Source organism: Micromonospora sp. NPDC049529, assembly GCF_055586685.1.
Genome location: NZ_JBVJHT010000011.1, coordinates 1 through 24453, shown reverse-complemented (window position 1 = coordinate 24453; position 24453 = coordinate 1). Strand labels below are relative to the sequence as shown.

Below are 24453 nucleotides of genomic sequence, written 5' to 3'. Positions count from 1 at the left end.
TGCGTTCCGCACCGGATCACGGATCCGTAAGGGATTGTACCGACGATTCCCCGGACAGGTTCTGCCGCTACCATGAGAACTGGTGGTCAGGCGTGTTGCGAGTTCGTGGCAGGTGCGTTCGCAACTGGCTGCGCCGTTCCGTTGATGCTTGCGGGCTGGAATTCCGGGCAGCGTCGAGATTCGTTGGAGGACGCACGTGGTGACCGCTGGCCGTAGATCGGCCGTACTGCTATTGGTCGCGTTTGCGGCGGCCGCGACTTTGGCGGGGTGCGGGTCGGACGACCGTTCGCCGGCCGAAGCGGCGGCGGCCGAGGCCGGAGTGCCGAGCCGGGTGTTGGGCGTTGCCATGGATCCGTGGCACGTCGACGAGTGGGCGACCGCGGTGGGTGCCAAACCGACCATGGTCATGGAATTCGAGGCGTGGAGCCGTAACCGTACGATCGACACGCACTTCGCCGAACTCCGGCGGCAGGGCATCAGGACGTTCATGCTGACCTGGGAACCGTGGCAGTCGGTGAGCGCGGACAAGGGCAGGGTCGCCCAGTACGTCGAGCAGCCGGAATTCAGTAACGCGGCGATCGCGGCGGGTAAGAAGGACGAATACATCAGGAGTTGGGCCAGATCCGTCGCGGCCTCGGGCCTGATCGTCTACGTACGCTATGCGCACGAGATGAACGGCAACTGGTACCCGTGGAGTCGGGATCCTGCCGCCTACGTCGCGGCTTGGCGGCACATAGTGGACATCTTCCGGGCGGAGGGTGCCACGAACGCCCGGTTTGTCTTTTCGGTGAATCCCTCCATCTTCGAGCCGGCCGCGGAGTGGGAGAAGAATCTGCGCGGGTACTGGCCCGGCGACGACTACGTGGACCTGCTCGGTTCGACGATGATTAACTTCGGTGCCCGCAAGGAGTACAGCGTCGCGGACTTCGTCGCCCGGTTCGACCTGGCCCGGCAGCTCTTCAACAAGAAGTTCATTCTCACCGAGGTCAACACTGCCGCCGCAGGGCGCGTCAAGTGGCTGAGCGATCTGCGTACCTGGCTCGACACGGCGGGCGCGGACTGGACCGAGGGACTCGTGTTGTCCCAGGCCGAGTCGCGTGGTGCGGCGCAGCTCGGCGACCGGGTCGGTGACCTGTCCTGGAACGTGGTGGACGACCCCGAAACCCAACCCGTGGTCCGCGGCATGTTGCAGGACTTCGAGAAGGCGCCGCCCAGACCGTAGCTCTCACCGGGGGCGGCCGGACACCGGCCCGGCCGCCCCCGGTCTCAGCCGCCGGGCGCGGGAGCGAGCTTCAGGCTGGTGACGCCGGTCCGGAACGCCTGGATCGTCTGGGGAGTGGCGGTGAACCGCCAGTCCTCGTTGCCGCCCTCCTTGGCGCTGTACTCGAACCACACGAAGCCGATGACCTCCGGATGCTTCGGCAGCCACCGGAAGAAGTCCCGGATCCAGCCGACCTTGCGCGCACCGGGCTGCGCACCGGTCTCGGTGATCACCACGGGCTTCTGGGTCACCGCGCGCAACGCCTTCAGGGTCGGTTCGAACACCGGTGCGGCCGTACTCTCCGCGACGGCGTAGCCGACCATGCCGACCCAGTCCACGTACTTGTCGCCGGGATAGAGCGCGCTGATGCTGACGTTGGGTACAGGACGGAGGATGTTCGGGCTCCAGAGCCAGATCGCGTTGGTGGCGCCGACCTTCTCGAAGATGTCGTGCACGTGCCGCCAGGCGCGGACGTACTCGCCCTTCTTGTTGCCCGACTGCCGTTCCGACCACGGGTACCAGTTGCCGTTCATCTCGTGTGCGAACCGGATCGCGACCGGCCACCTGACGTCGCGCAGCGCGGTGGCGAACCGCGTGATGTACGGGTCGAAGTCGCCGTTCTCGATCTTGGACAGGGCGTAGGCCGGCTGGCTGGTGCCGCTCTTGATGCCGGCCCACGGCTCCCACGACACGATCGGTACGGCGCCCTGCTCGTAGCTGCGTTTCGCGACGTCCGGCCGGAACTCCTCGGTCCACTTGGTGAACGTCATGATCATCGATGGCTTGGCGCCGGCGCTGGTCGACAGTTCGTCGAGTCGGGTGCCGGACCACGGCACGTCCGGCGAGCTGATCCCGAAGTGCTGGCCGGGCAGCGCCAGCACCGCCTCCTTCGTGACCACCGTCGGCCCGGACGGAGGACTCGCGGTGACGCTGGTGGCGGGGGCGGGCGCGGCGGCGGGCGCCGGCAGGTCGTCGGTGCCGGGCTTGAGCAGCCATCCGGTGATCGCCGCGAGCACCACCCCGTTCGCCACCATCCAGATCCGGAACTTCCGGCGTGACGCTTCCTTGTGCTCAGACACCGATCATCACCGAAGCCACCAGCATGAGCCCTCCAAGTGCGTACGGGACCAACCGCAGCGGGTTGCGTTCCTTCTCGCCCGCGAATCCGCCCGCCCGGGTGCCCCAGCCCGCGTTGTGTGCCATCCGGAAGAAGCCCAGCACCCGTACCGGCATCAGCAGCAGAGTGTTGATCATCATGAAGGTGGGCAGGTGGACCAGGTCGCCGGGGCGGTGGGCGAAGTGCCGACCGAACCGGATGGCCAGTGACAGGGTGGTCAGCAGCCCGCTCAGGACCAGGACCGCGGCCACCGCGAGCAGCGGACTCGTGGGCAGCGGAAGCGTCCGGTAGAGCTCGGAGTGCACGCCGGAGATGAGGGAGATGGCCCAGGAGATGAAGGAGCCGACGAGCACGAACGGGACCACGATGTCGGCGATGTAGAAGATCGCCAGCAGGGGGGTCCGGCGCAGCATCCAGCCCATCATGCGCAGGGTGTTGTACTGCGAGCCCCTGGCCCAGCGGTACTGCTGCTTCGCCAGCTTCTTGAGCTCGGTCGGCGCGTCGGTGTAGACCAGTGAGGTCGACTGGTAGACGGTCCGGAAGCCGCTCATCAGGGTGTAGTTGGTCAGCGTCCGGTCATCGCTGACCTCAAGGAAGACACCGAGGAACTTCTCGCTCATGAAGCGGTCCATCGTGCGTACCAGGATCGACCGGCGGAACGCGATGGTCCGACCCGGCAGGCAGCCGACCGTGCCCAGCACGCTCATCGCCGGCATCGAGTACTCGTTGCGGACGTTCTCCAGCCAGTCGGCCCAGCGGGTCAGCACCGTGCGTCCGGGATCGAGGATCCGCTGCTGGGTGGTGACCCCGCCGATCCGCGGATCGCGGAACGGCTTCACCAGTTCGGCCAGGGTGTTCGTGGTCCAGACCGTGTCCGAGTCGACCAGTACGGCGATGTCCGAGGTGGCCAGGCCGACGCCGACCTTCAGGGCGTTGCGCTTGCCCGGGATGTCGGTCCACGCCCAACGTACGCCAAGGTCGCCGCAGATCTTCTCCAACACCTCGTTGCGTGGTCCGTTGATCACCACGATGATCTCGCTGGGGTGCTGTTCGATGATCCGGTTCAGCACGGAACGGAACAGTTCCTCCGGCTCGTCGACCACCGGGATGATCACCGACGTGGTCACGTCGTACGGGGTCTTCCACGGCCGGTAGTGGCTGGCCAGGCTGACCCGCAGGATCCAGAGAACCCAGATCATGAGCATGAACGCGGCGAACAGGAAGAATTGCCCGCTTTCCGTCCATGCCCGAATTTGGAGGATAAATGCAAGCATTCGGTTTTATCCTCGTCTACCGCGTTGCCGGCGTCGCCGGGGGAGCGGCCGGGGCCAGGGTGAACAGGGTCAGGGTCAGTCCGGTCGGGCGCCAGGTGCGCTCCGCCACATACCGGGTACGCAGCTCGCCGTCCTTGGCCGCCGGCAGGTCGGCGAGGACGTCCTCCGTCGAGCCCGCCCGCAGGAGCCAGACCCGCGGTGCCCCGGCGAGGCACTTGGCGACGTCGACGCACTCCTGCGCCAGGAGCTGACCGTCGGTACGCGGAGCCCGCGTCATGAGTACGTCCCGGGGGCGCAGGTTCGCCGGCAGGTAGCGGGCCACCAGGTCCCGCCCGGTCCGCTCGTCGTGCGGCCCCGGACCGTAGACGATGACGTCCTCGGAGGTGAGGTGCTCGGCGAGTACGGCGGCGAGGGCGGCGTCGTCCTGCCCGTGCCCGTCGCGGGCCCGTACGTCCACCTGGGTGGAGACGGCCAACAGGGCGATCAGCAGGGTGGTGACGACACCGCGTACCACCGGAGCCCGCAGCAGGGCCGTGCCGACCAGAAGCGTCCAGGCGGGCAGGGTGAACAGCAGCGCCTCGGCGTGCCACACCCCGACGAACTGGCTGCACACGTAGAGCACGAGGACCGGTCCCACGGCCCAGGTCGTGAAGATCACGGCGGGTCTGCGGAACGAGAAGCTCAACAGGCCCAGCCCGACGACGATGCCGGCGAGCAGGGCCAGGCCGAACAGTCCCTGTGGCAACCGGGTGACCTCTGGCAGGTCGACCGGCGAGGTCCACTCGAAGCCGAGCTTCGGCGGTCGCAGGAGGTAGAAGAACCCGGCCACGACCACGAGCGCCGCCAGCGCGGCGACGAGCCAGGAGACGAAGATCCGGCGGCGCATGGTGAGGACCGCCACGGCGTGCCCGGCGAGCAGGGCCAGCGCGGGCGCGCTGACCAGACCGAGCAGTACGACCGCTACGCCGTACCCGAAGGCTCCGCCGAGGCTCGGCCGGTCGAAGAGGCGTACCAGGACGAAGGTGGCCAGTACGGCAAGGCAGATGCTCAGCGCCTGCGGACCGATCTCCTGGGCGTACCGGGAGGTGCTCGGCAGGATGGCGAAGAGGATCCCGGCGAGGAAGCCCACCCGTGGGGTGAGTAGGTCACTGCCGAGCCTGGTGAGCAGCGCGGTCGCTGCCACCATGGCGATGATGGCGGGCGCCCGCAGGGCGAAGTCCGAGCTGCCGAAGATCTCGGCCCACACCCGGAGTCCCAGGTAGTACGGGACCGAGGTGGATTCGAGGTTGCCGAGCAGCGGCCACACCTCGTGCCACGGTCGCAGGACGAAGCCCCAGGCATCCAACTCGGACGCCCGTTGGCCGGGCCAGTTCGGTCGCACCAGTGCCAGTGCCGCCATCAGCAGAGTGGGCAGCAACCAGGAAAGATGCCGCATCGCTAGACGCTGACCATCCAGACCGTTTTCGATTTCCTGGTCGTTGCTTTGGCGATCCCAGGCATCCCTTGGGGATGGCACCTCCACAGGCAGTGGCGCTTGCTGTTTCGGCAAGAGGGCGGTCTGGTCATTAGCAGGCATCTGAGCTCACCAAGGGCGGGCGAACGCGAAGTCGCGGGGCGGGAAGTGGGTATGTCCTTGCCGTGTTGCTGAGCCCCCTGGCCACCGTGGGGCGCAACAGGTTCGATGCTTGATCGTTTGTCAGCCTCAGCATGCTAGCCGCGAGGCCCGACAAGCGTTGCAGGCGCATGGCAAAGGGCGTCTGCTACATCTCCTGTTGATTGCGAAGAGGTTACGTAGCCCTGGGCCTTTTACGGATAGGCCGGGCACCTCCAGACAAACATCCCCGGCACCGACAGCCACTCGGTGAGGGTGAGAATTGTCATGCTGTCCTTTCGTAATCGGGTGCTACTCGGGCGCAATTTCCCTTTTGAGAAGCGCCCCGGCTGTGCCGGAGGGTCCGGCCGCGGCGGGCCGGTGCCGCCGCGTACGCCCGCGGCACCGCTGCCACCGCGGCGACGGCACCAGCGGCGGTGCCGGCCCGAGTCTTGGCGGTTGTCCCGGCCGCATGAGATGCTAGGCGGCATGAGCGCCGTCGAAGGCCGCGTCGTGACGCTGGGGCTGACCTGCCGCCGTCACGTCGACTACGGCCGCGTACGCAGCGCGATCTGTCCGGCTTACTGACGCCACCTGGACCAATTCTGTCTCGGGTGCGCTCCGCGCCGGCCTGCTGACACCGTTGTCTCCGCCCCGCTGATCAACTGGGGTGCCGTCGCTTCCGCGTACGTCGAGCAACTCGTCTCAGCAGACAAACGGAGGACGCCGCGATGGCGGTCAGCAGCACCCCCGCCCCACCCGAGCGCGCAGACGCACCGGTAGCCGCCGCAACCCGGCCGGCGCGGGCACCTCGCCGTCCGCGCGGAGAGGGCCAGTGGGCGCTCGGGCACCGCGAGCCGCTCAACCCGAACGAGCGGACCAAGAAGGACGACAACCCGCTCAACGTACGGGCCCGGATCGAGAACATCTACGCCCACCGGGGCTTCGCCTCGATCGACCCTGCCGACCTGCGCGGCCGGTTCCGCTGGTGGGGGCTCTACACCCAGCGCAAGGCCGGCATCGACGGTGGCCGTACCGCCGTGCTCGAACCGCACGAGCTCGACGACGAGCACTTCATGCTCCGGGTGCGGATCGACGGCGGCCAGCTCAGCCTGGCGCAGTTGCGCACCATCGCCGACATCTCGACCACCTTCGCCCGCGACAGCGCCGACATCACCGACCGGCAGAACATCCAGTTGCACTGGATCCGGGTCGAGGACATGCCGGAGATCTGGCGCCGGCTGGAGGCGGTCGGGCTGGAGACCACCGAGGCGTGCGGTGACTGCCCCCGGATCGTGCTCGGCAGCCCCGTCGCCGGAGTGGCGCAGGACGAGGTGATCGACCCGACGCCGGCGATCGACGAGATCGTCTCCCGCTACGTCGGCGACCCCGCCTACTCCAACCTGCCGCGCAAGTTCAAGTCGTCGATCTCCTGGCTGGCCGACACCCCGTACGAGGTCAACGACATCTCCTTCCTCGGCGTCGACCACCCCGAGTACGGCCCCGGCTTCGACCTCTGGGTCGGCGGCGGCCTGAGCACCAACCCGATGCTGGCCCAACGCCTCGGCGTCTGGGTGCCGCTCGGTGAGATCCCGGACGTCTGGGAGGGCGTTGTCTCGATCTTCCGGGACTACGGCTACCGCCGGCTGCGCCACCGGGCCCGGTTGAAGTTCCTGGTCGCCGACTGGGGCGTGGAGAAGTTCCGCGAGGTGCTGGAGAAGGAATACCTCGGCCGTACGCTGCTCGACGGTCCACCGCCGGCACTGCCGGAGAAGCCGGTCGACCACATCGGCGTACAGCGCCAGCGTGACGGGCGGTTCTTCGTCGGTGCCGCCCCGGTGGTCGGACGGGTCTCCGGCAGCCAGCTCACCGCACTGGCCGACGTCGCCGCCGAGCACGGCAGCGACCGGGTACGGCTCACCCCGTACCAGAAGCTCCTGGTCCTCGACGTCGCCGAAGAACGGACCGAGTCGCTGGTCACGGCCCTGCGCGGGATCGGCCTGGAAGCCCGGCCGTCGGTCTGGCGGCGCAGCACGATGGCCTGCACCGGGATCGAGTTCTGCAAGCTCGCCATCGTCGAGACCAAGGCCAGGGGCCAGGAACTGGTGGCCCGGCTGGAGGAGCGGCTGCGCGACTTCGACGCCGACCTCTCCATCCACATCAACGGCTGCCCGAACGCCTGCGCCCGGACCCAGACCGCCGACATCGGCCTCAAGGGACAGATCGTCGTCGGACCGGACGGGCGCCAGGTCGAGGGCTACCAGATCCACCTCGGCGGCGGCCTCGGCATGGCCCAGGGCCAGACCGCCGGTTTCGGCCGCAAGCTGCGCGGCCTCAAGACCACCGCAGAGGAACTTCCGGAGTACGTCGAACGAGTGGCCCGCCGTTACCTGGCCGGACGCCAACAGGGCGAGGCATTCGCCCAGTGGGTACTCCGGGCCGACGAGGAGGAGCTGAGATGAGCGACACCCGCGCGGCACCGCTGTACTGCCCGTACTGCGGTGAGGAGGACCTTCGGCCCAACGAGGAGTCGCACGGCGCCTGGGAGTGTCACGCCTGCGCGCGGGTTTTCACGGTCAGGTTCAGCGGACTACTGGGACGGGCGGTGGCGCGATGACCATGCTCTCGGCAACCAACCTCGGGCTGGTCCGGCTCGGCCCGGCCGCCACACCGGCCGACCCGGCCCGGCGGTCCGCCGCACAGCTCAAGGCACTGGCCGACGAGGCCGCCCACGAGTTGGAGGGCGCCCCGGCGGACGAGATCGCCCGCTGGGCGGCGGACACCTTCGCCGACCGGTTCTGTGTCACCAGTTCGATGGCCGACGCCGTCCTCGCCCACCTCGTCTCGCGGGTGGCACCCGGGGTGGACGTCGTCTTCCTCGACACCGGGCTGCACTTCCCGGAGACGCTCCGGGTCCGTGACACGGTCGCCCGTACGCTGCCGGTCACCGTCCGGTCGATCCGGCCCCGGCTGACCGTCGGCCAGCAGGACGGCGAGTACGGCCCGCGCCTGTTCAACAAGGCGCCGGACGACTGCTGCGCGCTGCGCAAGGTCGAGCCGCTGGAACGGGCGCTGGGCGACTACGACGCCTGGGCCGCCGGGCTGCGCCGGGACGAGTCCCCGACCCGGGCCAACACCCCGGTGGTGACGTTCGACGCCCGGAAGGGCAAGGTCAAGGTCAACCCGATCGCGGCGTGGAGCCAGGCGGACGTGGACGCGTACATCTCCCGCTGGAACGTGCCGGTCAACGAGCTGTTCCGGTCCGGCTACACCTCGGTCGGCTGCTGGCCGTGCACCCGGCGGACCAAGGCCGGCGAGGACCCTCGGGCGGGCCGCTGGGCGATGTTCGAGAAGACCGAGTGCGGCCTGCACCTATGAACCTGCCGGCCGGACCCGATGCGCCGGCGCCCGGACCCGATCCGGTGAGCCCGTGACCGCCGGATGGGATCCGGTGGTCCTGGTTGCCCACGGCAGCCGGGACCATCGGGCGGCGGTGGCGACCCGAGCGCTGGTCCGGGCGGTCGAGGCGGCCCGACCGGGGCTGCCGGTCCGGGCCGCGTACCTCGACCACACCGCCCCGGATCCGCCGACGGTCCTGGCCGAGCTGGAGTCGGCCGGGTACCGGGCCGCCACGCTGGTGCCGTTGCTGCTGACCGCCGCGTACCACGGTCGGGTCGACATCCCCGGTACGGTCGCCGCCGCCCGAGCGCGGGGCCTGCGGCTGCCGGTACGGGTCACCGACGTACTCGGCCCGCCGGACGTCTCCGTCGACCCCGACGAACTGCTGCTGGCCGGGCTCCGGCACCGCCTGGCCGAGGCCGTCGACGCCGAGGTGCCCGGTACCGGGTGGAACGCCGGGCCGGTCGGGGCGGGTGCGCTGGACGGGTTGGTGCTGGCGGCGGCGGGGACCCGGGACGCGTCGGCGCTCCGTACGGTCGAGGCGGTTGCCGGGGCCCTGGGAGCGGCGCTGGGCGTGCCGAGCCTGGCCGCGTACGCCTCGGCCGCCCCGCCCACCGCGGGCGCGGCGGTGGAGCGCCTACGGGCCGCCGGGGCCCGTCGGATCGCGGTCGCCACCTACTTTCTCGCCCCCGGTCGCCTCTACGAGAGCGCGGTGGCGTCGGCTCGGGCTGCCGGAGCGGTGGCGGTCGCGGCACCGTTGACCGACTCGCCGCAGCTCGCCCGGTTGGTGCTGGACCGGGTCGGCGTCGGGAGCGCGACGGCCCACCCGATCGCCGCCTGACCGGCTCGGTACCGGCGTTGCACGGGGCATCGGCGGCGCTCACCGCTGGCTAGGGTCACCGATCATGGAGCATCGTCAGCTGGGCCGTAGTGGTCTTCGGGTAAGTGAGGTCACCTACGGGAACTGGCTCACCCACGGGGAGCTGGTGGCGCGGGAGGCCGCGCTGGTGTGCGTACGGGCGGCGGTCGAGGCGGGTATCACCACCTTCGACACCGCCGACGTCTACGCCATGGGGGCGGCCGAGGAGTTGCTCGGTGAGGCGCTGCGCGGCGTACGCCGGGAGTCGGTGGAGATCGCGACGAAGGTGTGTCTGCCGACCGGTGCCGGACCGAACGACCAGGGCCTGTCCCGCAAGCACATCATGGAGTCCTGCCACGCGTCGCTGCGCCGGTTGGGCACCGACTACGTCGACCTCTACCAGGCCCACCGGTACGACGACCGGACGCCGCTGGAGGAGACACTGATCGCCTTCGACGACCTGGTACGTCAGGGCAAGGTGCGCTATCTGGGTGTCTCGGAGTGGACCGCGCCGCAGATCCGGGCCGCGCTCGATCTCGCCGACCAGCTCGGGCTGCGCGGCCGGATCGTGTCCAACCAGCCGCAGTACAACATGCTGTGGCGGGTGATCGAGCCCGAGGTGCTGCCGCTGTGCGAGCGGGAGGGGCTCGGCCAGGTCGTCTTCCAGCCGTTGGCCCAGGGGGTGCTGACCGGCAAGTACCGGCCGGGGCAGCCACCGCCGACCGGCTCCCGCGCGGCCAGTGGGGGCAGGGCGCCGACGTTCATCCGGCGGGTGCTCGGTGACGGGCTGCTCCGGCAGGTGCAGGCGTTGCGTCCGGTGGCAGCGGAGGCGGGCCTGTCCATGGCCCAGCTGGCGGTCGCCTGGACGCTGCAACATCCCGGTGTCAGTACGGCGATCATCGGGGCGACCCGGCCGGAGCAGGTGACGGAGAACGCGGCGGCGGCCGGGGTCAGGCTGGACGCCGATGTGATGCTGCGCATAGACAAGACACTGGCGGACCTGATCGAAAATGACGCCACGAAGACGGCTCGGATGATGGCGGTCAAAGCCGAGTGGGCCGGGGCCGAGTCGAGCCGCTAAGCGCGGATCCACAGTGATCCCGTTATGACGCGCGGTGTTGATCCATTCGCACAATGACAACAGAACGCGCCGGGGGAGTAACTCCCCCGGCGCGTTCAGCGTTTGTGGTTGGTCAGGCGGTGTGAGCGCGCAGGACCCGGAGTCCGCCACGGCGCTTGACCGCGCGCCGCTCTTCTTCGCTCATTCCGCCCCAGACGCCCGCGTCCTGACCGGATTCGAGTGCCCACTGCAGGCAATCGTCGGTCACGGAGCAGCGCCGGCAGACGGCCTTGGCCTGCTCGACCTGCAGGAGAGCCGGGCCAGACGTCCCGATCGGGAAGAACAGCTCCGGGTCTTCATCGCGGCAGGCAGCATGGTGACGCCAGTCCATGGCGGCAACACTCCTCAATCTGGGTGGGTGGCAGTGGATAGCGTGGATCTTTTCCTATATGCATCCGTGGCGCCGATCCCGACGGTGTACACCCATCGATTCGACAAGCACGTGCGCAGGCTGTTGTGCGCTTGGGAGCGCCGCGTAACAACTCGCTTAGCGAGCGGTCCGCAGCAACTTCCCGGTAACTCAAGTTCGCTTGTGAATACTTTCACGAACTCCCGCGATGTCAAGGGGACCGCTCGGAAAAACTCTGAACGGGTGAGCAAGCCCACAACCCTTTTGTCCGAATTCCGGCGCTTGCCGAGACCCGGCGTGCCACAGCCAAGGATCAATATAGTACAGTCCACGCGACATTGCTGGCATTTCCGACACTCGTCCCCTCGTCCGGCTCGTTTTCAGGGGGCCATGGAGGAGGCTGTACCCCAGCGCTAGCAGATTACTCTTAGTGCGGCGCTTACGGAGGCGAATCGAACTTTTTCTCGCTCGCCGAGGTAGTCCCCGTCGAGCTGGAACGCCTGCGGACGGCCTGCGACCAGGGAGAACTCCTCCAGGTCGTGCATCCGAAGAATTTGGCGCCCGTGCGGCTGAGTTTTCCGCGAGAGCAGCTGTGTCACCGTACGTGCGGTACTCGGCACACGGAGCCGGCGTACGGCCATCACGTCGAGCCCGAGATCGAACGACGCGTCCGGGTTCGGGTTCACTTCCCGGTCCCCGATGTACGTCCACGGCGCGGTGTTCTGGATCGCCACGGTGGCCAGCTCGCTCGCCACCACCCCGTCCGGCAACTCCAGCGTGATGTCCGGGTGCCGGCGCTCGGGGCCGAGGGCGTACTGCGTGATCATCGCGCGCAGGTAGAGCGACGGGGTGGAGACCCGACCGCGCCGCCGAGCCTGCTCCACCCGGTGGATCACCGCGGCGTCCAGCCCGAAACCGGCGCAGAACGTGAAGTAGCGGTCGTCCGCCCGGCCCAGCCCCACCAACCGGAACCGGCCCAGCCGGACGCCGTCGAGGATCACGCTGGTCGCCTCCGGCCACTCCCGGGGCAGACCCAGGGCGCGGGCGAAGACGTTCGTCGAACCACCCGGGACCACGGCGAGGGCCGGCAGCCGCTCGGCCGACGGTCGGTCCGGGTCGACCGTCGACGGCTCGGCGGTCATCAACCCGTTGACCACCTCGTTGACCGTGCCGTCGCCACCGAGGGTGACGACCAGGTCCATGGCATCCCGTACGGCCTCCCTGGCCAGGGCGACCGCGTGATCACGCCGCCGGGTGTACTCGACGGTGAGGTCGACCTCGCTGCGCAGGGCCCGGACGAGCACGTCCCGGCTGCGCTGGCTGGTGGCGGTGGCCTTGGGATTGACCACCAGAAGGGCCCGCATGGGCGGCACTGTACCGCGACAAAGCGCAGGTATCGTTTCGCCCGTGACCACCGACTCACCCGTGACCAGCGAATCCGTCCTGGTGCCCGGACCGCTGCGCTGGGCCGTGTGGCTGCTGCGCGGCGAGGCCACCGGACTCGGGCTGCTGGCCGTCTACCTGATCTACGCGGACCTGACCGCGGACGCCGCCGACCTGGTGAACGCGCTGTTCGTGACCGCCTTCACGGCCGGCGGCGCGCTCGTCCTGTGGCTGCTGGCCGGAGCGCTCGTACGCCGCCGGGCCGCTGCCCGCGCACCCGCGATCGTGCTCCAGTTGATGTTGCTGCCGGTCGGCTACTACATGATCCAGGGCGGGCTGGCCTGGCTCGGCATCCCGCTGATGGCACTCGGGGTGCTGGTCATCGGCCTGCTGGTCTGCGCACCCACCACCCGCGCCCTCGGCGTCGGCTGATCACCAGCGCCCTCGGCGTCGCTGATCAACCGTGCCTCGGCGTCAACTGATCGACCGCGCCGCTGGCGTCGGCTGATCAACTCCCGGCCGGGATCGACCGGCCCCCGGTTCGGCTCAGAACTCGGCGGCGCGGCGGGTCAGCAGGGTGATTGTCGCCTGCCGCCCGTTGGCGGTGGCGTTGGCGGAGGTGGTCAGCGCGGTCAGCACCTTCCACGCGAACGACGACTCCGCCGGCAGTCGGGCTCCGGCGGCGGTCGGCACGGTCACCTCGACGGTGAGGGCGTCGTCGGTCACCGAGAACCTGCACTCCAACTCGGCGTCGCGGGTGGCGATGGCGAGCAGCATCGCGCACGCCTCGTCGACCGCGATCCGCAGGTCCTCGATCTCGTCCAGGGCGAAGTGCAGCCGAGCGGCCAGACCGGCGGTCGCCGTACGCAGCACCCCCAGATACCCGCCGTCGGCGGGCACCGTGAGCATCACGATGTCGTCGTCGACCGTCGGCTGGGTATTTGATCGAGTCACCGGTGCCCATCTCCCTCGGCTGCCTACGCTCGGCGATCACACCGGTCCCCTGAACGGGACCTGCCCCGCCCCCGCCGAACACCCTCACCGTACCGCCCGCCCCTCCCTCTCGCCCCCGCCACCATCCCGCCCCGCCCCAACTGTTCGTTGATCATGAGGTTGGCAACCGGTTCAACGCCCGGAACCTGTTGTTAACTTCATGATCGACGCCTGTGTGTGGGACACGGAGGAGGTGTTGGTGGGGTGGGTGTGCGTGTTGGGTGAGTGGCTGGTGATCCTGGCGATGGTCGGCATCCCGATCGTGGGAATCGCCATCCTGCTGCCCGTGCTCATGCTGGTCGGGCGCCGTGGGCGGGCCGGTGTACGTTCCGGTCGTAACACCGCGCGGCCGGGAAACTCCTCGAACGTGTTCTGATCCGCCGTGAGCAGGTCGGGGGTCATCGACGACATCCTCACCGAGTACGAGCGCGCAGCCTGCCGCATTCGTCCCGAGCGCAACGGTGGTGGTCAGGGTCGGGGTTCGACCAAGACCCCGCGACGCACAATGAGGGGATGCGGGTGGACCTGGGCGACCGGTGGACTGTGGAGCTTCCCGGCCAGTGGCACCCGGACTCCCAGCGGATCCAGGCATCCCAACGCCGTTGGACTGCCGGTGGCTACTCGCTGCTGGCGGCGCGTGGGGAAGAACTATGGCGCTGTGCGAGCGAAGTGGAGATCCTTGCTGATCTGGAGGCGCGTCTGCCTCCCGAACCCACCGGCAAGGTTGGCGAGGGTGGCAGCCGTGGAGTCGGACACCGGGCAGCCTGGTTCTACCGGCACCCGCCCGGTCCGGGGCCGCATTTGTTCTACTCGCTCTACGGCTACACCTTCGTCCGTGGTGAGCACCTGGAGACGATCTTCCTCAGTGCCAACTCCGATGATCCCGCCTGGGCCTTCGACGCGTGGCGCTCGGTCCGCCACTCGGCGATGTAGACGAGTGCCGGTCGGATCGTGATGAGGCGGTTCCTTCCGAGGAACCTGCGCACTTAAAACTGCCTCCTTGTCGATCGCGGTGTTCGCGGGCAGCCTTGGTCGTGTCACCGGACAGACCCGAAATTGAGGGCTCCGGAGGATTTAGTCTGACCATTTCCGAAAGGGACACGGGGAAGATGTCTGCGCGACTGCAATCGAAGGTAATCATTGTCACCGGCGGCACCCTGGGAATGGGGCGGGCGTTCGCCCACCGGGCCGCCCGGGAGGGCGCGAAGGTTGTCATCGGCGCCCGCGACGGGGCACGCGGTGCGGAGCTGGTCGCCGAGATCACGTCGGCCGGTGGTCGGGCGCTGTTCGTGCCGACCGACGTCACGGTGGAGGAGCAGGTCGCCGAGCTGGTACGGGTCACCGTCGCCGAGTTCGGTCGGCTCGACGGCGCGTTCAACAACGCCGGTGGCGGCAACGCCGTCGGTGGCGTACGTGACATCGACAGCGCCTTCTGGCGCAGCACGATCGAGCTCAACCTGACCAGCGTGTTCTACAGCCTGAAGTACGAGATCCCGGCGATCGTCGCGTCGGGCGGCGGTTCCATCGTCAACAATGCCTCGGTCGTGGGTGTTGTCGGGGACGCGAGTGTGGCGGCCTATTCGGCGGCGAAGCACGGAGCCATCGGACTCACGCGTTCGGTGGCACTGGACGTGGCGCGAGAGGGAGTGCGGGTCAATGCATTGGTGACCGGACTGGTCGACACCCCGCTGTGGCGGCAGGTCTCGACCGACCCGGAAATCGAGCGGTATTTCCTGGGGGCGCAGCCGACCGGAAAGGCCGGCGCGGAAGATGACATCGCCGCGTTCACGGCATTCCTGCTGAGCGACGAGGCGACCTACATCACCGGTGCCGCACTGGCGATCGACGGCGGCCTGACCGCGAAGTAGCCGCCGGCGTCACTGGTCGCCGGCTGCGGGGTCCTCGCGGCGACGGTCGTACGCGGTGCGGGTGGCGCGGATGCCGTCGAGGTTCTGCTCGGTCCAGCCGGCGAGGTCCTGCACGATGCCGAGCAGGCTCTGCCCGGCTGGGGCGAGCGCGTACTCGACCCGGGGCGGGACGGTGGGGTGCACCGTACGGGTGACCACCCCGTCGCGCTCCAGGCCGCGCAGGGTCGCACTGAGCATCCGCTGGGTGATCGGGTACGCCAGCCGCCGCAGTTCGTTGAACCGGCGGGACCCCTTGCCCAGCTCGCAGATCACCACGACGGACCACTTGTCCCCGACCCGTGCCAGCACGCTGCGGATGAGTTCGGCGTCGCAGGTGACCACGGCCTGCGCCGGTTCCGCTGCCGGTTCGATCTTGTTGACGAGTGCGGCGGTCATGGTGCTTCCTCCACGGGCGACCCTGGTATTCGAAAGGTACTAGCTGGGCAACCAACCGGCTCCGGGCTCTGTTCCCGACTCTGTTTCCGGCGCCGTTCCTCCGGAGGTTCCCGGCGACGGGTGCGACGGCAGTCGCCGGAGGCCGTCGAGGAGGCGTTCCAGGGTGGCCATGGTGGCCTCCGGGGCGCTCGGATCGGGGGATGTCGCCAGCCAGAGCGCGGCCTCGTTCATCGCCCCGGAGAGCAGTCGGGCCAGCGGCTCCACCGGCTGCGGGGCGATCACTCCGGCGGCGATCAGTGCCTCCAGTGCCTCGCTCAGGTGGTGGGCGGAGGAGGACTCGTCCACCGCCCGCCACTCGTTCCAGCCGAGCACCGTCGGTGCGTCGACCAGCACGATCCGTCGGATCGCCGGATCGGCGGCGGCGGAGAGGAAGGCGCGGCAGCCGGCGAGCAGTTGCCGCCACGGGTCGTCGTACGCCTGCGCGGCAGTGGCCACGCTCTCCCCGAGTTCCCGCTGCGCCTGTTCGACCACGGCCCGGAACAGCCCGGCCTTGCTGCCGAAGTGGTGGTACGCCGCACCCTTCGTCACCCCCACGGCGTGGGCGACCTCCTCCAGCACCACTGCGTGGAAGCCGTCGCGCGCGAACCGTTGCCGGCCCTCGGCCAGCAGTGCGCGTCGGGTCTCGGCCAGCCGTTCCGCCCGACTCACCATCCGCTGCCCGTCCCGTGCCTCGTGATTGACATACCGAGAGTATGTCACTAGCGTCCGTTCACATACCCGAGGTACGCGAACGGATGACGGAGATCCCATGAAAACGGCGCTGACCAGCTTTTATCCGGTGATCTGTACCCGTGACGTGGTCGCGTCCCGCGACTTCTACACCCGGCACTTCGGCTTCGAGATCACCTTCGAGGCCGACTGGTACGTCAGCCTCCGCCACCCCCGACCACCGCACCACGAGCTGGCCCTGCTCGACCACACCCACGAGACGCTGCCCGACGGCTACCGCCGCCCGGTTCAGGGGCTCATTCTCAACTTCGAGGTGTCCGATGTGGACGCCGAACACCGACGCCTGGTGCACGAGACCGGGCTCACCGAGGAACTGACCCTGCGCAGCGAGGACTTCGGCCAGCGGCACTTCATCGTCGCCGCGCCCGACGGCGTGCTGGTCGACGTCATCACCCCGATCGCCCCCTCCACCGCGTACGCCGCACAGTTCGCCCCGGCCCCGGCCGACCACTGAGGACGTACGGCGGCGCCCGTCCCGTTCTGTGATCAACGAATTTCGGCCTCAGCGGATCCGTGCTGCCGGCTGCACCGTCGAAAGCTTCGCCGCCGTGCCCGTGCTCCGTGCCGGGCCACGGTGGTTCGTAGAGTTCGACCTGGTGACGGGGTGCAGGGGAGGCACGATGTTCGACGACACCGGGCTGCTGGGAGCCGGCGAGGAACGGGCGTACCGGCTGCTGTTGCGGCTCTCGGCGGCCAGCCCCGCCGACCTGGCCGGGCTGGCGGCGCTGCCGGTGCCCGAGGCGGCGGCACTGCTGGAAGTGTTACGCAACAAGGGACTCGCGGTGCTCCGGCCCGGCCCCGATCCGGTGTTCGAACCGCTGCCGCCGGACGTCGCCCTCGGCAACACCCTGCTGCGCCGGCAGGAGTCACTCGAAACCGCCCGGCAGGCGGTCGCCGCGCTGACCGAGGAGTACCGGGCCAGCGCCCGCCGCCGGGACGCCGACCACCTGGTGGAGGTGGTCGTCGGCGCCGCCGCACTCCGCGACCAACTACGGGACCTGCAGAACTCGGCCCGCGAGGAGATCCTCTGGTTCTGCCGGGCCAACCCGCTGGCCATGTCCGGGCCGGAGAACGTCGAGGAGTCACCCGCTCTGACCAGGGGAGTACGGTACCGGGCGATCTACGAACGGGCGCTGCTGGAAATGCCCGGCGAACTCGACAGCATCATCGAGAGCGTACGCGGCGGCGAGGAGGCCCGAACCCTGCCGGCGCTGCCGGTCCGGCTCGCCATCGCCGACCGTTCCACCGCCATCTGTCCGCTCGTCCCCGACGACCACCAGGGGATCGGCGAACCGACCGCCGCCCTGATCCGGCGCAGCGAACTGCTCGACGCGCTGCTCGCCCTCTTCGAGAGCCACTGGGACCGGGCCAGCCCGCTGCGCTGGGACGGCGACACCGGCACCCCCGGCGGTGGACCGGACGCCAACCCCGGCACCGGACTGAGCACCGTCGCCGTCGAACCCGGTGCCGACGACAAACTGGACGAGAGCGAGCGGTTCCTGCTGTCGCTGTTCGTGGCCGGCTTCCCGGACAAGTCGATCGCGTCGCAACTCGGCATCAGCCGCCGTACGGTGCAGCGCCGGCTGGAGCGGCTGATGCTGCTGGCCGGCGTGGACACCCGTACCGGACTGGCCTTCCAGGCCGCCCGACGGGGCTGGCTCTGACAGTGGGGCCGGGGCCGCGTACGGGCGGGACGACGGGACCGGTCGTCCCGCCCGACGGGACTCGGCGCGGCGCCGGCCGGACCACCGGGGCGAGCCAGCTCCCCCGCGCGCTACCGGCACGGTAGGCGGTGGGCGCCTCGGTCATCCCACCGGCCGACGCGCCGAAGTCGTTCCACGGTCAGTGGAGCACCACCCGGTGCTGCCACAGTGAGTCCCCGCTCGTCACCCACTCCTCGCGGACCAACGGGGTCGCGACGAAGCGGGACGGGTCGTTCCACGAAAACGTCTGCCAGGGGCGCCATCCGAATCGCTGCTCCTTCTGCCAAGGGAAACGCCGTGGTCGGCGTGACTGGAGGTGATGCGTACCGAGTTGGCCGGGTCACCCGGTCGACGATCCGGTCGCTACCAGCCGGTCGCGGCGACCGAACCGGCGGCCGTACGACGCAGGGGGTGGACACGGCCCAGACTCCTCGGGTTCAGCGGGACGCCGTCAACGGCGACAGCTCGGAGTCTGTGGCTGGAACATTTCCCCAGTCCCGGATCGACGGTGCCGCAGAGGCGACATGGCGCTAAGTGGACATCCCACCGCAGCACGGGGTGAACCATCGATCAACGGTCGGTAATCATGGCGGTGCCTCCGGGGACCCGGAGGGCGGGCGGGTACGACTAGCCGGCGTGGCGGGCGAGGGCGGTGAGGCCGTCGCCGGTGAGGCGGTACGGCAGCCACTCGTCCATCGCGGCGGCCCCGATCGAGTGGTAGAACTCGCGGGCCGGGTTCCAGTTCAGCACCCACCAGTCCAGCCGCTGGTAGCCGCGCTCGACGCAGACGGCGGCCAGGGTGGCGAGCAGCCTGCGGCCGGCTCCGGTGCCCCGGGCCGCCGGACGGACGTAGAGGTCCTCCAGGTAGATCCCGTGTACGCCGCGCCAGGTGGAGAAGTTGAGGAACCAGAGGGCGAACCCGATCGGGTTGCCGTCGGCGTCGAGCGCCATGTGTCCGAACAGCGCCGGCTGCTCGGCGAAGAGGGCGGCGTGCAGCTGCTCCTCGGTGAGGTGGCACTCGTCCGGGGCCCGCTCGTACTCGGCGAGCTCGTGGACCATCGCGACGATGGCCGGCACGTCCGAGGGACGCGCCGGCCGAATCGCGGGTACGGGACTGACGTCCCCCCGGTCGGCGGGTGGCCGGCCGGTGGAAACCGTGGAACTCACGCCTGCTTGGTCTCCCAGAAGATCTTCGAGATCTCGTCGATCTTCTGAAGCAGCTCGTCGGCCTTGGCCGGGTCGGTCGACGCCTTGGCGCCGCCACCGCCACCGGCCAGCTTGGTGGCCTCGTTGAAGAGCGAGTGCAGGTTCGGGTACTTCTCGAAGTGCGGCGGCTTGAAGTAGTCGGTCCAGAGCACCCACAGGTGGTGCTTGACCAGCTCAGCGCGCTGTTCCTTGATGATCAGGGCCCGGGTCCGGAACTCCGGGTCCGAGTTGGCCTGGTACTTCTCGCAGATCGCCTTGACCGACTCGGCCTCAATCCGAGCCTGGGCCGGGTCGTAGACCCCGCAAGGCAGATCGCAGTGGGCATGCGCGATGAAACGTGGTGTGAGGATGCGTGGAAGTCGCATCAAGGCCCTCCGTGGGATGTTTGCGATGATCCGAGACGACATTACTCCTGACTTACGTCCCCAGGGGCGCGGAGGTGAAACCCGGTGCGAACGAGACCAGCCGTACAGCCACCGGATCGTCCGCATCCGAGCGGGCGTGGACTCTTCGCCGTACTCGTGATCGGTCCGTCCATGGTGCCGACGCTGCGTCACGGCGACGCGGTGCTGGTACGCCACGGTGGCCGCGCCGTACGCCCCGGAGACGTGGTCGTCGCGGTCTTCCGTAGCCGCCCCGACCTCGTGGTGGTCAAGCGGGTGGTGCGCGCCGAGGACGGCGGCTGGTGGTTGCACGGTGACAATCCGTTGATCGGCGACGATTCCCGAGCGTACGGAGTCGCCGACGTGCTCGGTCGGGTGGTGTTCCGCTACTGGCCGCGCCCCCGGAGGTTCGGTTACCCCTCGGTATGACCCTGCTCACAGGTACGGTAAACAGACGACAGTATGCTCGTTGGCCGTGCCCGGGTGATCCCCCCGCACCGCACCGCCGGTCATTCGCCGACCTCGCGTCGAGCCGGTTGGGTCCAACAACTGCTCGACGAATCCTGGAGTTCCCATGCCATCGTCTTTTGTGGATCATTCTGACCCGGTCTTCGAACTGCATCGCGGCGGCAAGTTGGCGGTGGCCTCGACGGTGCCGCTGACCAGCCGGGAAGATCTTTCGCTCGCGTACACCCCCGGGGTCGCCAAGGTCTGCGAGGCGATCGCCGCCGATCCCACCCTGGTCGACGACTACACCTGGGTGTCGCACACCGTGGCCGTGGTGACCGACGGGTCGGCCGTGCTCGGGCTGGGCAACATCGGTCCCCGTGCGGCGATGCCGGTGATGGAGGGCAAGGCGGTGCTGTTCAAGCAGTTCGGCGGCGTCGACGCGGTGCCGGTCTGCCTGGACACGCAGGACGTGGAAGAGATCATCTCGGTGGTGACCGCGCTGGCTCCGTCGTTCGGCGGGATCAACCTGGAGGACATCAGCGCCCCTCGCTGCTTCGAGATCGAACGCCGGCTGGAGGAGGCGCTGCCGATCCCGGTCTTCCACGACGACCAGCACGGCACCGCGATCGTGGTGCTCGCCGCCCTGCGCAACGCCGCCACGCTGCTCAACCGCAAGCTCGGTGACCTGCGGGTGGTGGTCAGCGGTGCGGGCGCGGCCGGCGTCGCGGTGACCCGGATGCTGGCCGCCGGCGGGGTCAACCCCGGCGACATCGTGGTCTGCGACTCGCGCGGCATCCTGCACCGGGACCGGGGCGGGCTCACCGAGGTCAAGGCGGAACTGGCCGAGTTCACCAACGCCGCCGGGCGCCAGGGCGACACCACCGCCGCGCTGCGCGACGCCGACGTGCTGATCGGTGTCTCCGGCGGGCAGATCCCGGAGGAGGCGGTCGCCGGCATGGCACCGGGGGGCATCGTCTTCGCCCTGGCCAACCCCACCCCCGAGGTGCACCCGGACGTCGCGGCCCGGCACGTCGCGGTGGTCGCCACCGGCCGCAGTGACTTCCCGAACCAGATCAACAACGTGCTCGCCTTCCCGGGGATCTTCCGGGGCGCGCTCGACGCGCGGGCCACCCGGATCACCGACGGCATGAAGGTGGCGGCGGCCGACGCGATCGCCGCGGTGGTCGCCGAGAACCTGACCGCGGACGCGATCGTCCCGTCGCCGCTCGACCCGAGGGTCGCCCCGGCGGTCGCCGAGGCGGTCCTCGAAGCCGCCCGCCGCGACGGCGTCGCCCGCGCCTGAGCGCGAGCACGCTCCTGATCGTGGGATGAGCTCACCCGTGTTCGCGGGGTGCGGTTGCCCGTGTTCGTGGGGGTGAGCTCGCCTGTGTTCGCGGGGCGAGTGGGGGTGCCATCGCTGGGAAAAGGCCCCTGGTCACCTGCGGGGTGAGTGGGTGGTGCCGGGCCGGGCGGGTTCCGGCCCAAGGCCGGCGCTGTTAGCGTGCGGATCATGCGTGCCGCCTTCGCCTCCGCGTTCGATGCCGACAACCCGCTCGCCGCGCTCACCGTCGGCGACCGGCCGGAGCCGGTGCACCCGGCCGACGACTGGGTGACCGTGGAGGTCAGGGCCAGCTCCCTCAACCGGCACGACCTGTGGTCGCTGGCCGGGGTCGGGCTGCGGGCGGAGCAGTTGCCGATGATCCTCGGCTGCGACGCCGCCGGGCTGGACCCGGACGGCAACGAGGTCCTCGTCTACCCGGTGGTGGTGGATCCGGACGACCCCCGGGGAGTGTCGATCCTGTCGGAGCGGTTCCCGGGCACGCTCGCCGAGCGGGTCGCGGTGCCGAGGGCGAACCTGGTGCCCGTACCGGCGGGGTTCTCGCTCACCGACGCGGCCTGCCTGCCGACGGCGTGGCTGACGGCGTACCGGATGCTGACCGACCGGGGGCGGATCGCCGAGGGCGACTCGGTGCTGGTGCAGGGCGCCGGGGGCGGGGTGGCGACGGCCGCTGTCGTGCTCGCCGTGGCGCTGGGCAAGCGGGTGTACGCGACCAGTCGGGACGCCGCCAAGCGGGACCGGATCGGTGCGCTCGGGGCGACCGCGCTGGCGCCGGGGGCCCGGCTGCCGGAGCGGGTCGACGTGGTGATCGAGACCGTCGGTGCGGCCACGTTCGAGCACTCGATGAAGTCGGCCGCGCCCGGTGCCCGGATCGTGGTGTCCGGTGCGACCTCGGGGTACGAGCCGAAGGTGAACCTGCGCCGGGTGTTCGCCATGCAGTTGGAGATCCTCGGCACCTCGATGGGGACTCCGGCGGAGCTGGCCGAGCTGTTGGCGCTCTGTGTCGACTGGGGGATCCGTCCGGTGGTCGACTCGGTCCACGGCTTCTCCGGGGTGGCCGACGCGTTCGCCCGGCTCCAGTCGGGCGAGGTGTTCGGCAAGGTGGTAGTCGACCACGCACGGTGAGCGGGAGCGTCCGTTCCGTACGGCGACACCGGCTCTCGCGTACGGTAGCGACCCGAACACGCGCGACCACGCGATTTGAAAATCCGGACCTTTCCCCCTGGGCAAAGCAGGGCAAACGAGCGGGATAAGGCCCTTGAAAAGCGGAGATAAGCCGTGGGAAAGCCGGACTTCAGGAAAACTAAAGGTTCGGGTTTCGATCTCCTTGTGATACCTCATGGTCACCTTGTGTGCGCGGTACAGTCAGGCGGTTCTGCTCTGCTGATTGCGGACTATATGTAGGTCGAAGGGGTTAGATCTTGAGGTTCTCGGCGGCGCACAAAGATATTGAACAAGAATCACGATCCTCGCGAGGCGGGCATAAGTTATTTAGCCGGCGCCCGCGTTCATTATTGGTAATTCTGACAACCGTCGCTATTGCCGTCGCAGGTATCGGGGTCGCCGTCGCCGGCAGCCGCGACGGCTCGATGGCGGTCTACAAGGACGGCACCGTGATCGACGGTGCCGTGGTCAACGGCTACCTGCACGTACGGGCGAACAACGTCACGATCAAGAATTCGACCATCCGGTACGGCGGCGCCTCGCACGCGCTGCGCGTGTTCGACGGTTTCTCCGGCACCGTGGTCGAGGACACCAAGATTCATTGCGGTTCGGCCCGCACGAATGGCCTGGTCTTCGGTAACTACACCGCGCGGCGGGTGCAGATCTTCGGCTGCCGCAACGGTTTCATGTATTCCGACTCCTCACCGGCGACGATTGTCGACTCGACCTGGAACGGCAAGGCGATCACCGCCGGAGCGGAACTCGGGCCCGCGCCCCAGCCCGAGCGGCCGCCGGCCGAGTCGACGGCCACCCCGAGCGCCCGCCCCAGCGCCAGCCGTACCACCGCGCCACCGGCCACCAACGCGCCGCCGCCGGAGGCGATCGGCCGGATCCCGGACTCGTTCCCCGGTCCGAACACCACCGGCGTACCGGCCGGCACCACCCTCAAGGCCTCCGGCGGAATCAACGCGACCAAGGACGGCCAGGTTTTCACCGGGCTCGACATCAAGGGCTGCGTGACCGTCACCGCCAAGAACGTGATCCTGCGCAAGTCACGGATCAGCTGTGGCGGGCTCTACTCGATCAAGACCACCGGCGCGGTCAACCTGCTCGTCGAGGACGTCGAGATCAACGGACAGGGCAAGAACTCGGCGGCGGTCTGCTGTGGCGACTACACGCTGCGCCGGGTGGAGATCACCAACACCATCGACGGCCCGCGCCTAGGCAGCAACACGGTGATCGAGAACTCCTGGATCCACCATCTCGCCCGGGTCAGTGGCTCACACAACGACGCGTTGCAGACCACCGGTGCCTCGAACATCGTGGTACGCGGCAATTCGCTGGAGACGTACAACCCGACGACGAAGGACCCGTTCAACGCCTGCATCATGATCGGCTCGACCACCGGCCCGATCGTGTCGAACCTGACGTTCGAGCAGAACTACTGCAACGGCGGCAACTATTCGATCGGCATCCGTGACGACCTCAACGGCTCGAACATCAGGTTCCGGCAGAACGTGTTCGGCCGGGACTTCCGGTTCGGTGTGGTCGCCCGGCCGACCCAGGCCGGAATCAGCTGGGACAAGCCGAGCAATGTCTGGGTGGACGACCGCAAGCCGGTTGTCCCGTAGTCGCGAGCCGGGCGCTCCCGTAGCTCCACCCCGGCCACCCCCCCGGGGGGGGGGGGGGGGGGGGGGGGGGGGGGGGGGGGGGGGGGGGGGGGGGGGGGGGGGGGGGGGGGGGGGGGGGGGGGGGGGGGGGGGGGGAGGG

At 69.3% G+C, this 24453-nt stretch carries 26 protein-coding genes; 16 read left to right on the top strand and 10 right to left on the bottom strand.

What is annotated here, in order from left to right; all coding sequences use genetic code 11:
- Nucleotides 1-346 precede the first annotated feature (346 nt).
- The gene (locus ACZ6QQ_RS20200) at nucleotides 347-1222 is read left to right on the top strand and encodes a glycoside hydrolase family 26 protein (protein ID WP_465878012.1); all 876 of its coding nucleotides are present in this window, start codon (nucleotides 347-349) and stop codon (nucleotides 1220-1222) included.
- 44 nt (nucleotides 1223-1266) lie between these two features.
- On the opposite strand, the gene ACZ6QQ_RS20195 is transcribed toward ACZ6QQ_RS20200, so the two are convergent.
- From ACZ6QQ_RS20195 to ACZ6QQ_RS20185, 3 genes are read right to left on the bottom strand one after another with little or no spacing between them, the layout of a single operon-like run.
- A complete protein-coding gene (locus ACZ6QQ_RS20195; protein WP_465878011.1) occupies nucleotides 1267-2340 on the bottom strand; it encodes a glycoside hydrolase family 26 protein in 1074 nt (357 codons plus the stop codon).
- Entirely contained in the window at nucleotides 2333-3652 is a 1320-nt protein-coding gene (locus ACZ6QQ_RS20190) for a glycosyltransferase family 2 protein (protein WP_465878009.1), read from the bottom strand. Before ACZ6QQ_RS20190 ends, ACZ6QQ_RS20195 begins: the two co-directional genes overlap by 8 nt.
- A gap of 16 nt (nucleotides 3653-3668) precedes the next feature.
- Entirely contained in the window at nucleotides 3669-5087 is a 1419-nt protein-coding gene (locus ACZ6QQ_RS20185) for a glycosyltransferase family 39 protein (RefSeq protein ID WP_465878008.1), read from the bottom strand.
- Nucleotides 5088-5974: 887 nt separating this feature from the next.
- Here ACZ6QQ_RS20185 and ACZ6QQ_RS20180 point away from each other — a divergent pair.
- From ACZ6QQ_RS20180 to ACZ6QQ_RS20160, 5 genes are all read left to right on the top strand, one after another.
- Nucleotides 5975-7705, top strand: a complete 1731-nt coding sequence (locus tag ACZ6QQ_RS20180; protein WP_465878007.1) for a nitrite/sulfite reductase — start codon at nucleotides 5975-5977, stop codon at nucleotides 7703-7705.
- Nucleotides 7702-7860 (top strand): hypothetical protein, encoded by a 159-nt coding sequence (locus ACZ6QQ_RS20175; protein WP_465878006.1) that lies wholly within the window; start codon nucleotides 7702-7704, stop codon nucleotides 7858-7860. The genes ACZ6QQ_RS20180 and ACZ6QQ_RS20175 overlap by 4 nt, the downstream gene beginning before the upstream one ends.
- Nucleotides 7857-8621: a phosphoadenylyl-sulfate reductase gene (locus tag ACZ6QQ_RS20170; protein ID WP_465878004.1), complete on the top strand. Its 765-nt coding sequence runs from the start codon at nucleotides 7857-7859 to the stop codon at nucleotides 8619-8621. Before ACZ6QQ_RS20175 ends, ACZ6QQ_RS20170 begins: the two co-directional genes overlap by 4 nt.
- A 52-nt stretch (nucleotides 8622-8673) precedes the next feature.
- A complete protein-coding gene (locus ACZ6QQ_RS20165; RefSeq protein WP_465878003.1) occupies nucleotides 8674-9483 on the top strand; it encodes a sirohydrochlorin chelatase in 810 nt (269 codons plus the stop codon).
- Between the two features lie 64 nt (nucleotides 9484-9547).
- Nucleotides 9548-10582 (top strand): aldo/keto reductase family protein, encoded by a 1035-nt coding sequence (locus tag ACZ6QQ_RS20160; RefSeq protein ID WP_465878002.1) that lies wholly within the window; start codon nucleotides 9548-9550, stop codon nucleotides 10580-10582.
- Between the two features lie 112 nt (nucleotides 10583-10694).
- Here the strand turns inward: ACZ6QQ_RS20160 and ACZ6QQ_RS20155 are convergent, their stop codons facing one another.
- Together ACZ6QQ_RS20155 and ACZ6QQ_RS20150 are read right to left on the bottom strand one after the other, a co-directional pair.
- On the bottom strand, nucleotides 10695-10952 hold the full coding sequence (locus ACZ6QQ_RS20155; protein ID WP_121156870.1) for a WhiB family transcriptional regulator: 258 nt from the start codon (nucleotides 10950-10952) through the stop codon (nucleotides 10695-10697).
- 431 nt (nucleotides 10953-11383) lie between these two features.
- Nucleotides 11384-12334, bottom strand: a complete 951-nt coding sequence (locus ACZ6QQ_RS20150; protein ID WP_465878001.1) for a diacylglycerol/lipid kinase family protein — start codon at nucleotides 12332-12334, stop codon at nucleotides 11384-11386.
- Nucleotides 12335-12395: 61 nt separating this feature from the next.
- On the opposite strand from ACZ6QQ_RS20150, the gene ACZ6QQ_RS20145 reads away from it, so the two are divergent.
- Entirely contained in the window at nucleotides 12396-12785 is a 390-nt protein-coding gene (locus ACZ6QQ_RS20145) for a hypothetical protein (RefSeq protein ID WP_465878398.1), read from the top strand.
- A 114-nt stretch (nucleotides 12786-12899) separates the two neighbouring features.
- On the opposite strand, the gene ACZ6QQ_RS20140 is transcribed toward ACZ6QQ_RS20145, so the two are convergent.
- Nucleotides 12900-13262, bottom strand: a complete 363-nt coding sequence (locus tag ACZ6QQ_RS20140) for an ATP-binding protein (protein WP_465878397.1) — start codon at nucleotides 13260-13262, stop codon at nucleotides 12900-12902.
- Nucleotides 13263-13506: 244 nt separating this feature from the next.
- Between ACZ6QQ_RS20140 and ACZ6QQ_RS20135 the strand changes: the two genes are divergently transcribed.
- From ACZ6QQ_RS20135 to ACZ6QQ_RS20125, 3 genes are all read left to right on the top strand, one after another.
- Nucleotides 13507-13722, top strand: a complete 216-nt coding sequence (locus tag ACZ6QQ_RS20135; protein ID WP_465878000.1) for a hypothetical protein — start codon at nucleotides 13507-13509, stop codon at nucleotides 13720-13722.
- A 137-nt stretch (nucleotides 13723-13859) separates the two neighbouring features.
- Nucleotides 13860-14279, top strand: coding sequence for a hypothetical protein (locus tag ACZ6QQ_RS20130; protein WP_465877999.1), 420 nt, complete (start codon nucleotides 13860-13862; stop codon nucleotides 14277-14279).
- Nucleotides 14280-14455: 176 nt separating this feature from the next.
- Entirely contained in the window at nucleotides 14456-15214 is a 759-nt protein-coding gene (locus tag ACZ6QQ_RS20125; protein WP_465877998.1) for an SDR family NAD(P)-dependent oxidoreductase, read from the top strand.
- A gap of 9 nt (nucleotides 15215-15223) precedes the next feature.
- Here the strand turns inward: ACZ6QQ_RS20125 and ACZ6QQ_RS20120 are convergent, their stop codons facing one another.
- Complete coding sequence (locus ACZ6QQ_RS20120; protein WP_465877997.1) at nucleotides 15224-15649, bottom strand: winged helix-turn-helix transcriptional regulator; 426 nt, start codon at nucleotides 15647-15649, stop codon at nucleotides 15224-15226.
- Between the two features lie 39 nt (nucleotides 15650-15688).
- Nucleotides 15689-16360: a TetR/AcrR family transcriptional regulator gene (locus ACZ6QQ_RS20115; protein ID WP_465877996.1), complete on the bottom strand. Its 672-nt coding sequence runs from the start codon at nucleotides 16358-16360 to the stop codon at nucleotides 15689-15691.
- 97 nt (nucleotides 16361-16457) lie between these two features.
- On the opposite strand from ACZ6QQ_RS20115, the gene ACZ6QQ_RS20110 reads away from it, so the two are divergent.
- Together ACZ6QQ_RS20110 and ACZ6QQ_RS20105 are read left to right on the top strand one after the other, a co-directional pair.
- On the top strand, nucleotides 16458-16892 hold the full coding sequence (locus tag ACZ6QQ_RS20110) for a VOC family protein (RefSeq protein ID WP_465877995.1): 435 nt from the start codon (nucleotides 16458-16460) through the stop codon (nucleotides 16890-16892).
- Nucleotides 16893-17058: 166 nt separating this feature from the next.
- The gene (locus tag ACZ6QQ_RS20105; protein ID WP_465877993.1) at nucleotides 17059-18102 is read left to right on the top strand and encodes a helix-turn-helix domain-containing protein; all 1044 of its coding nucleotides are present in this window, start codon (nucleotides 17059-17061) and stop codon (nucleotides 18100-18102) included.
- 666 nt (nucleotides 18103-18768) lie between these two features.
- Here the strand turns inward: ACZ6QQ_RS20105 and ACZ6QQ_RS20100 are convergent.
- Entirely contained in the window at nucleotides 18769-19200 is a 432-nt protein-coding gene (locus tag ACZ6QQ_RS20100) for a GNAT family N-acetyltransferase (protein WP_465878396.1), read from the bottom strand.
- 104 nt (nucleotides 19201-19304) lie between these two features.
- The gene (gene sodN, locus ACZ6QQ_RS20095; RefSeq protein ID WP_465877992.1) at nucleotides 19305-19712 is read right to left on the bottom strand and encodes a superoxide dismutase, Ni; all 408 of its coding nucleotides are present in this window, start codon (nucleotides 19710-19712) and stop codon (nucleotides 19305-19307) included.
- 84 nt (nucleotides 19713-19796) lie between these two features.
- Between sodN and ACZ6QQ_RS20090 the strand changes: the two genes are divergently transcribed.
- The 4 genes from ACZ6QQ_RS20090 to ACZ6QQ_RS20075 all read left to right on the top strand — a co-directional run bounded on the left by ACZ6QQ_RS20090 (nucleotide 19797) and on the right by ACZ6QQ_RS20075 (nucleotide 24314).
- Nucleotides 19797-20159 carry a S24 family peptidase gene (locus ACZ6QQ_RS20090; protein ID WP_465877991.1) on the top strand — a complete coding sequence of 121 codons (363 nt, stop codon included), beginning with the start codon at nucleotides 19797-19799 and terminating at the stop codon, nucleotides 20157-20159.
- 145 nt (nucleotides 20160-20304) lie between these two features.
- Nucleotides 20305-21483 (top strand): NAD(P)-dependent malic enzyme, encoded by a 1179-nt coding sequence (locus tag ACZ6QQ_RS20085; protein WP_465877990.1) that lies wholly within the window; start codon nucleotides 20305-20307, stop codon nucleotides 21481-21483.
- Nucleotides 21484-21681: 198 nt separating this feature from the next.
- Entirely contained in the window at nucleotides 21682-22644 is a 963-nt protein-coding gene (locus ACZ6QQ_RS20080; RefSeq protein WP_465877989.1) for a zinc-binding dehydrogenase, read from the top strand.
- 464 nt (nucleotides 22645-23108) lie between these two features.
- Nucleotides 23109-24314, top strand: coding sequence for a hypothetical protein (locus ACZ6QQ_RS20075; RefSeq protein WP_465877987.1), 1206 nt, complete (start codon nucleotides 23109-23111; stop codon nucleotides 24312-24314).
- The last annotated feature ends 139 nt before the right edge of the window (nucleotides 24315-24453 follow it).

What these genes read in the sequence shown, in the direction of transcription:
- sodN (WP_465877992.1), bottom strand. Translation starts at nt 19,712, where the DNA reads ATGCGACTTCCACGCATCCTCACACCACGTTTCATCGCGCATGCCCAC.
- ACZ6QQ_RS20155 (WP_121156870.1), bottom strand. Translation starts at nt 10,952, where the DNA reads ATGGACTGGCGTCACCATGCTGCCTGCCGCGATGAAGACCCGGAGCTG.
- ACZ6QQ_RS20075 (WP_465877987.1), top strand. Translation starts at nt 23,109, where the DNA reads ATGGCGGTCTACAAGGACGGCACCGTGATCGACGGTGCCGTGGTCAAC.
- ACZ6QQ_RS20140 (WP_465878397.1), bottom strand. Translation starts at nt 13,262, where the DNA reads ATGCTCACGGTGCCCGCCGACGGCGGGTATCTGGGGGTGCTGCGTACG.
- ACZ6QQ_RS20135 (WP_465878000.1), top strand. Translation starts at nt 13,507, where the DNA reads ATGATCGACGCCTGTGTGTGGGACACGGAGGAGGTGTTGGTGGGGTGG.
- ACZ6QQ_RS20105 (WP_465877993.1), top strand. Translation starts at nt 17,059, where the DNA reads ATGTTCGACGACACCGGGCTGCTGGGAGCCGGCGAGGAACGGGCGTAC.
- ACZ6QQ_RS20110 (WP_465877995.1), top strand. Translation starts at nt 16,458, where the DNA reads ATGAAAACGGCGCTGACCAGCTTTTATCCGGTGATCTGTACCCGTGAC.
- ACZ6QQ_RS20150 (WP_465878001.1), bottom strand. Translation starts at nt 12,334, where the DNA reads ATGCGGGCCCTTCTGGTGGTCAATCCCAAGGCCACCGCCACCAGCCAG.
- ACZ6QQ_RS20190 (WP_465878009.1), bottom strand. Translation starts at nt 3,652, where the DNA reads ATGCTTGCATTTATCCTCCAAATTCGGGCATGGACGGAAAGCGGGCAA.
- ACZ6QQ_RS20185 (WP_465878008.1), bottom strand. Translation starts at nt 5,087, where the DNA reads ATGCGGCATCTTTCCTGGTTGCTGCCCACTCTGCTGATGGCGGCACTG.
- ACZ6QQ_RS20170 (WP_465878004.1), top strand. Translation starts at nt 7,857, where the DNA reads ATGACCATGCTCTCGGCAACCAACCTCGGGCTGGTCCGGCTCGGCCCG.
- ACZ6QQ_RS20125 (WP_465877998.1), top strand. Translation starts at nt 14,456, where the DNA reads ATGTCTGCGCGACTGCAATCGAAGGTAATCATTGTCACCGGCGGCACC.
- ACZ6QQ_RS20085 (WP_465877990.1), top strand. Translation starts at nt 20,305, where the DNA reads ATGCCATCGTCTTTTGTGGATCATTCTGACCCGGTCTTCGAACTGCAT.
- ACZ6QQ_RS20175 (WP_465878006.1), top strand. Translation starts at nt 7,702, where the DNA reads ATGAGCGACACCCGCGCGGCACCGCTGTACTGCCCGTACTGCGGTGAG.
- ACZ6QQ_RS20100 (WP_465878396.1), bottom strand. Translation starts at nt 19,200, where the DNA reads ATGGTCCACGAGCTCGCCGAGTACGAGCGGGCCCCGGACGAGTGCCAC.
- ACZ6QQ_RS20115 (WP_465877996.1), bottom strand. Translation starts at nt 16,360, where the DNA reads ATGGTGAGTCGGGCGGAACGGCTGGCCGAGACCCGACGCGCACTGCTG.
- ACZ6QQ_RS20160 (WP_465878002.1), top strand. Translation starts at nt 9,548, where the DNA reads ATGGAGCATCGTCAGCTGGGCCGTAGTGGTCTTCGGGTAAGTGAGGTC.
- ACZ6QQ_RS20200 (WP_465878012.1), top strand. Translation starts at nt 347, where the DNA reads ATGGATCCGTGGCACGTCGACGAGTGGGCGACCGCGGTGGGTGCCAAA.
- ACZ6QQ_RS20130 (WP_465877999.1), top strand. Translation starts at nt 13,860, where the DNA reads ATGCGGGTGGACCTGGGCGACCGGTGGACTGTGGAGCTTCCCGGCCAG.
- ACZ6QQ_RS20180 (WP_465878007.1), top strand. Translation starts at nt 5,975, where the DNA reads ATGGCGGTCAGCAGCACCCCCGCCCCACCCGAGCGCGCAGACGCACCG.
- ACZ6QQ_RS20120 (WP_465877997.1), bottom strand. Translation starts at nt 15,649, where the DNA reads ATGACCGCCGCACTCGTCAACAAGATCGAACCGGCAGCGGAACCGGCG.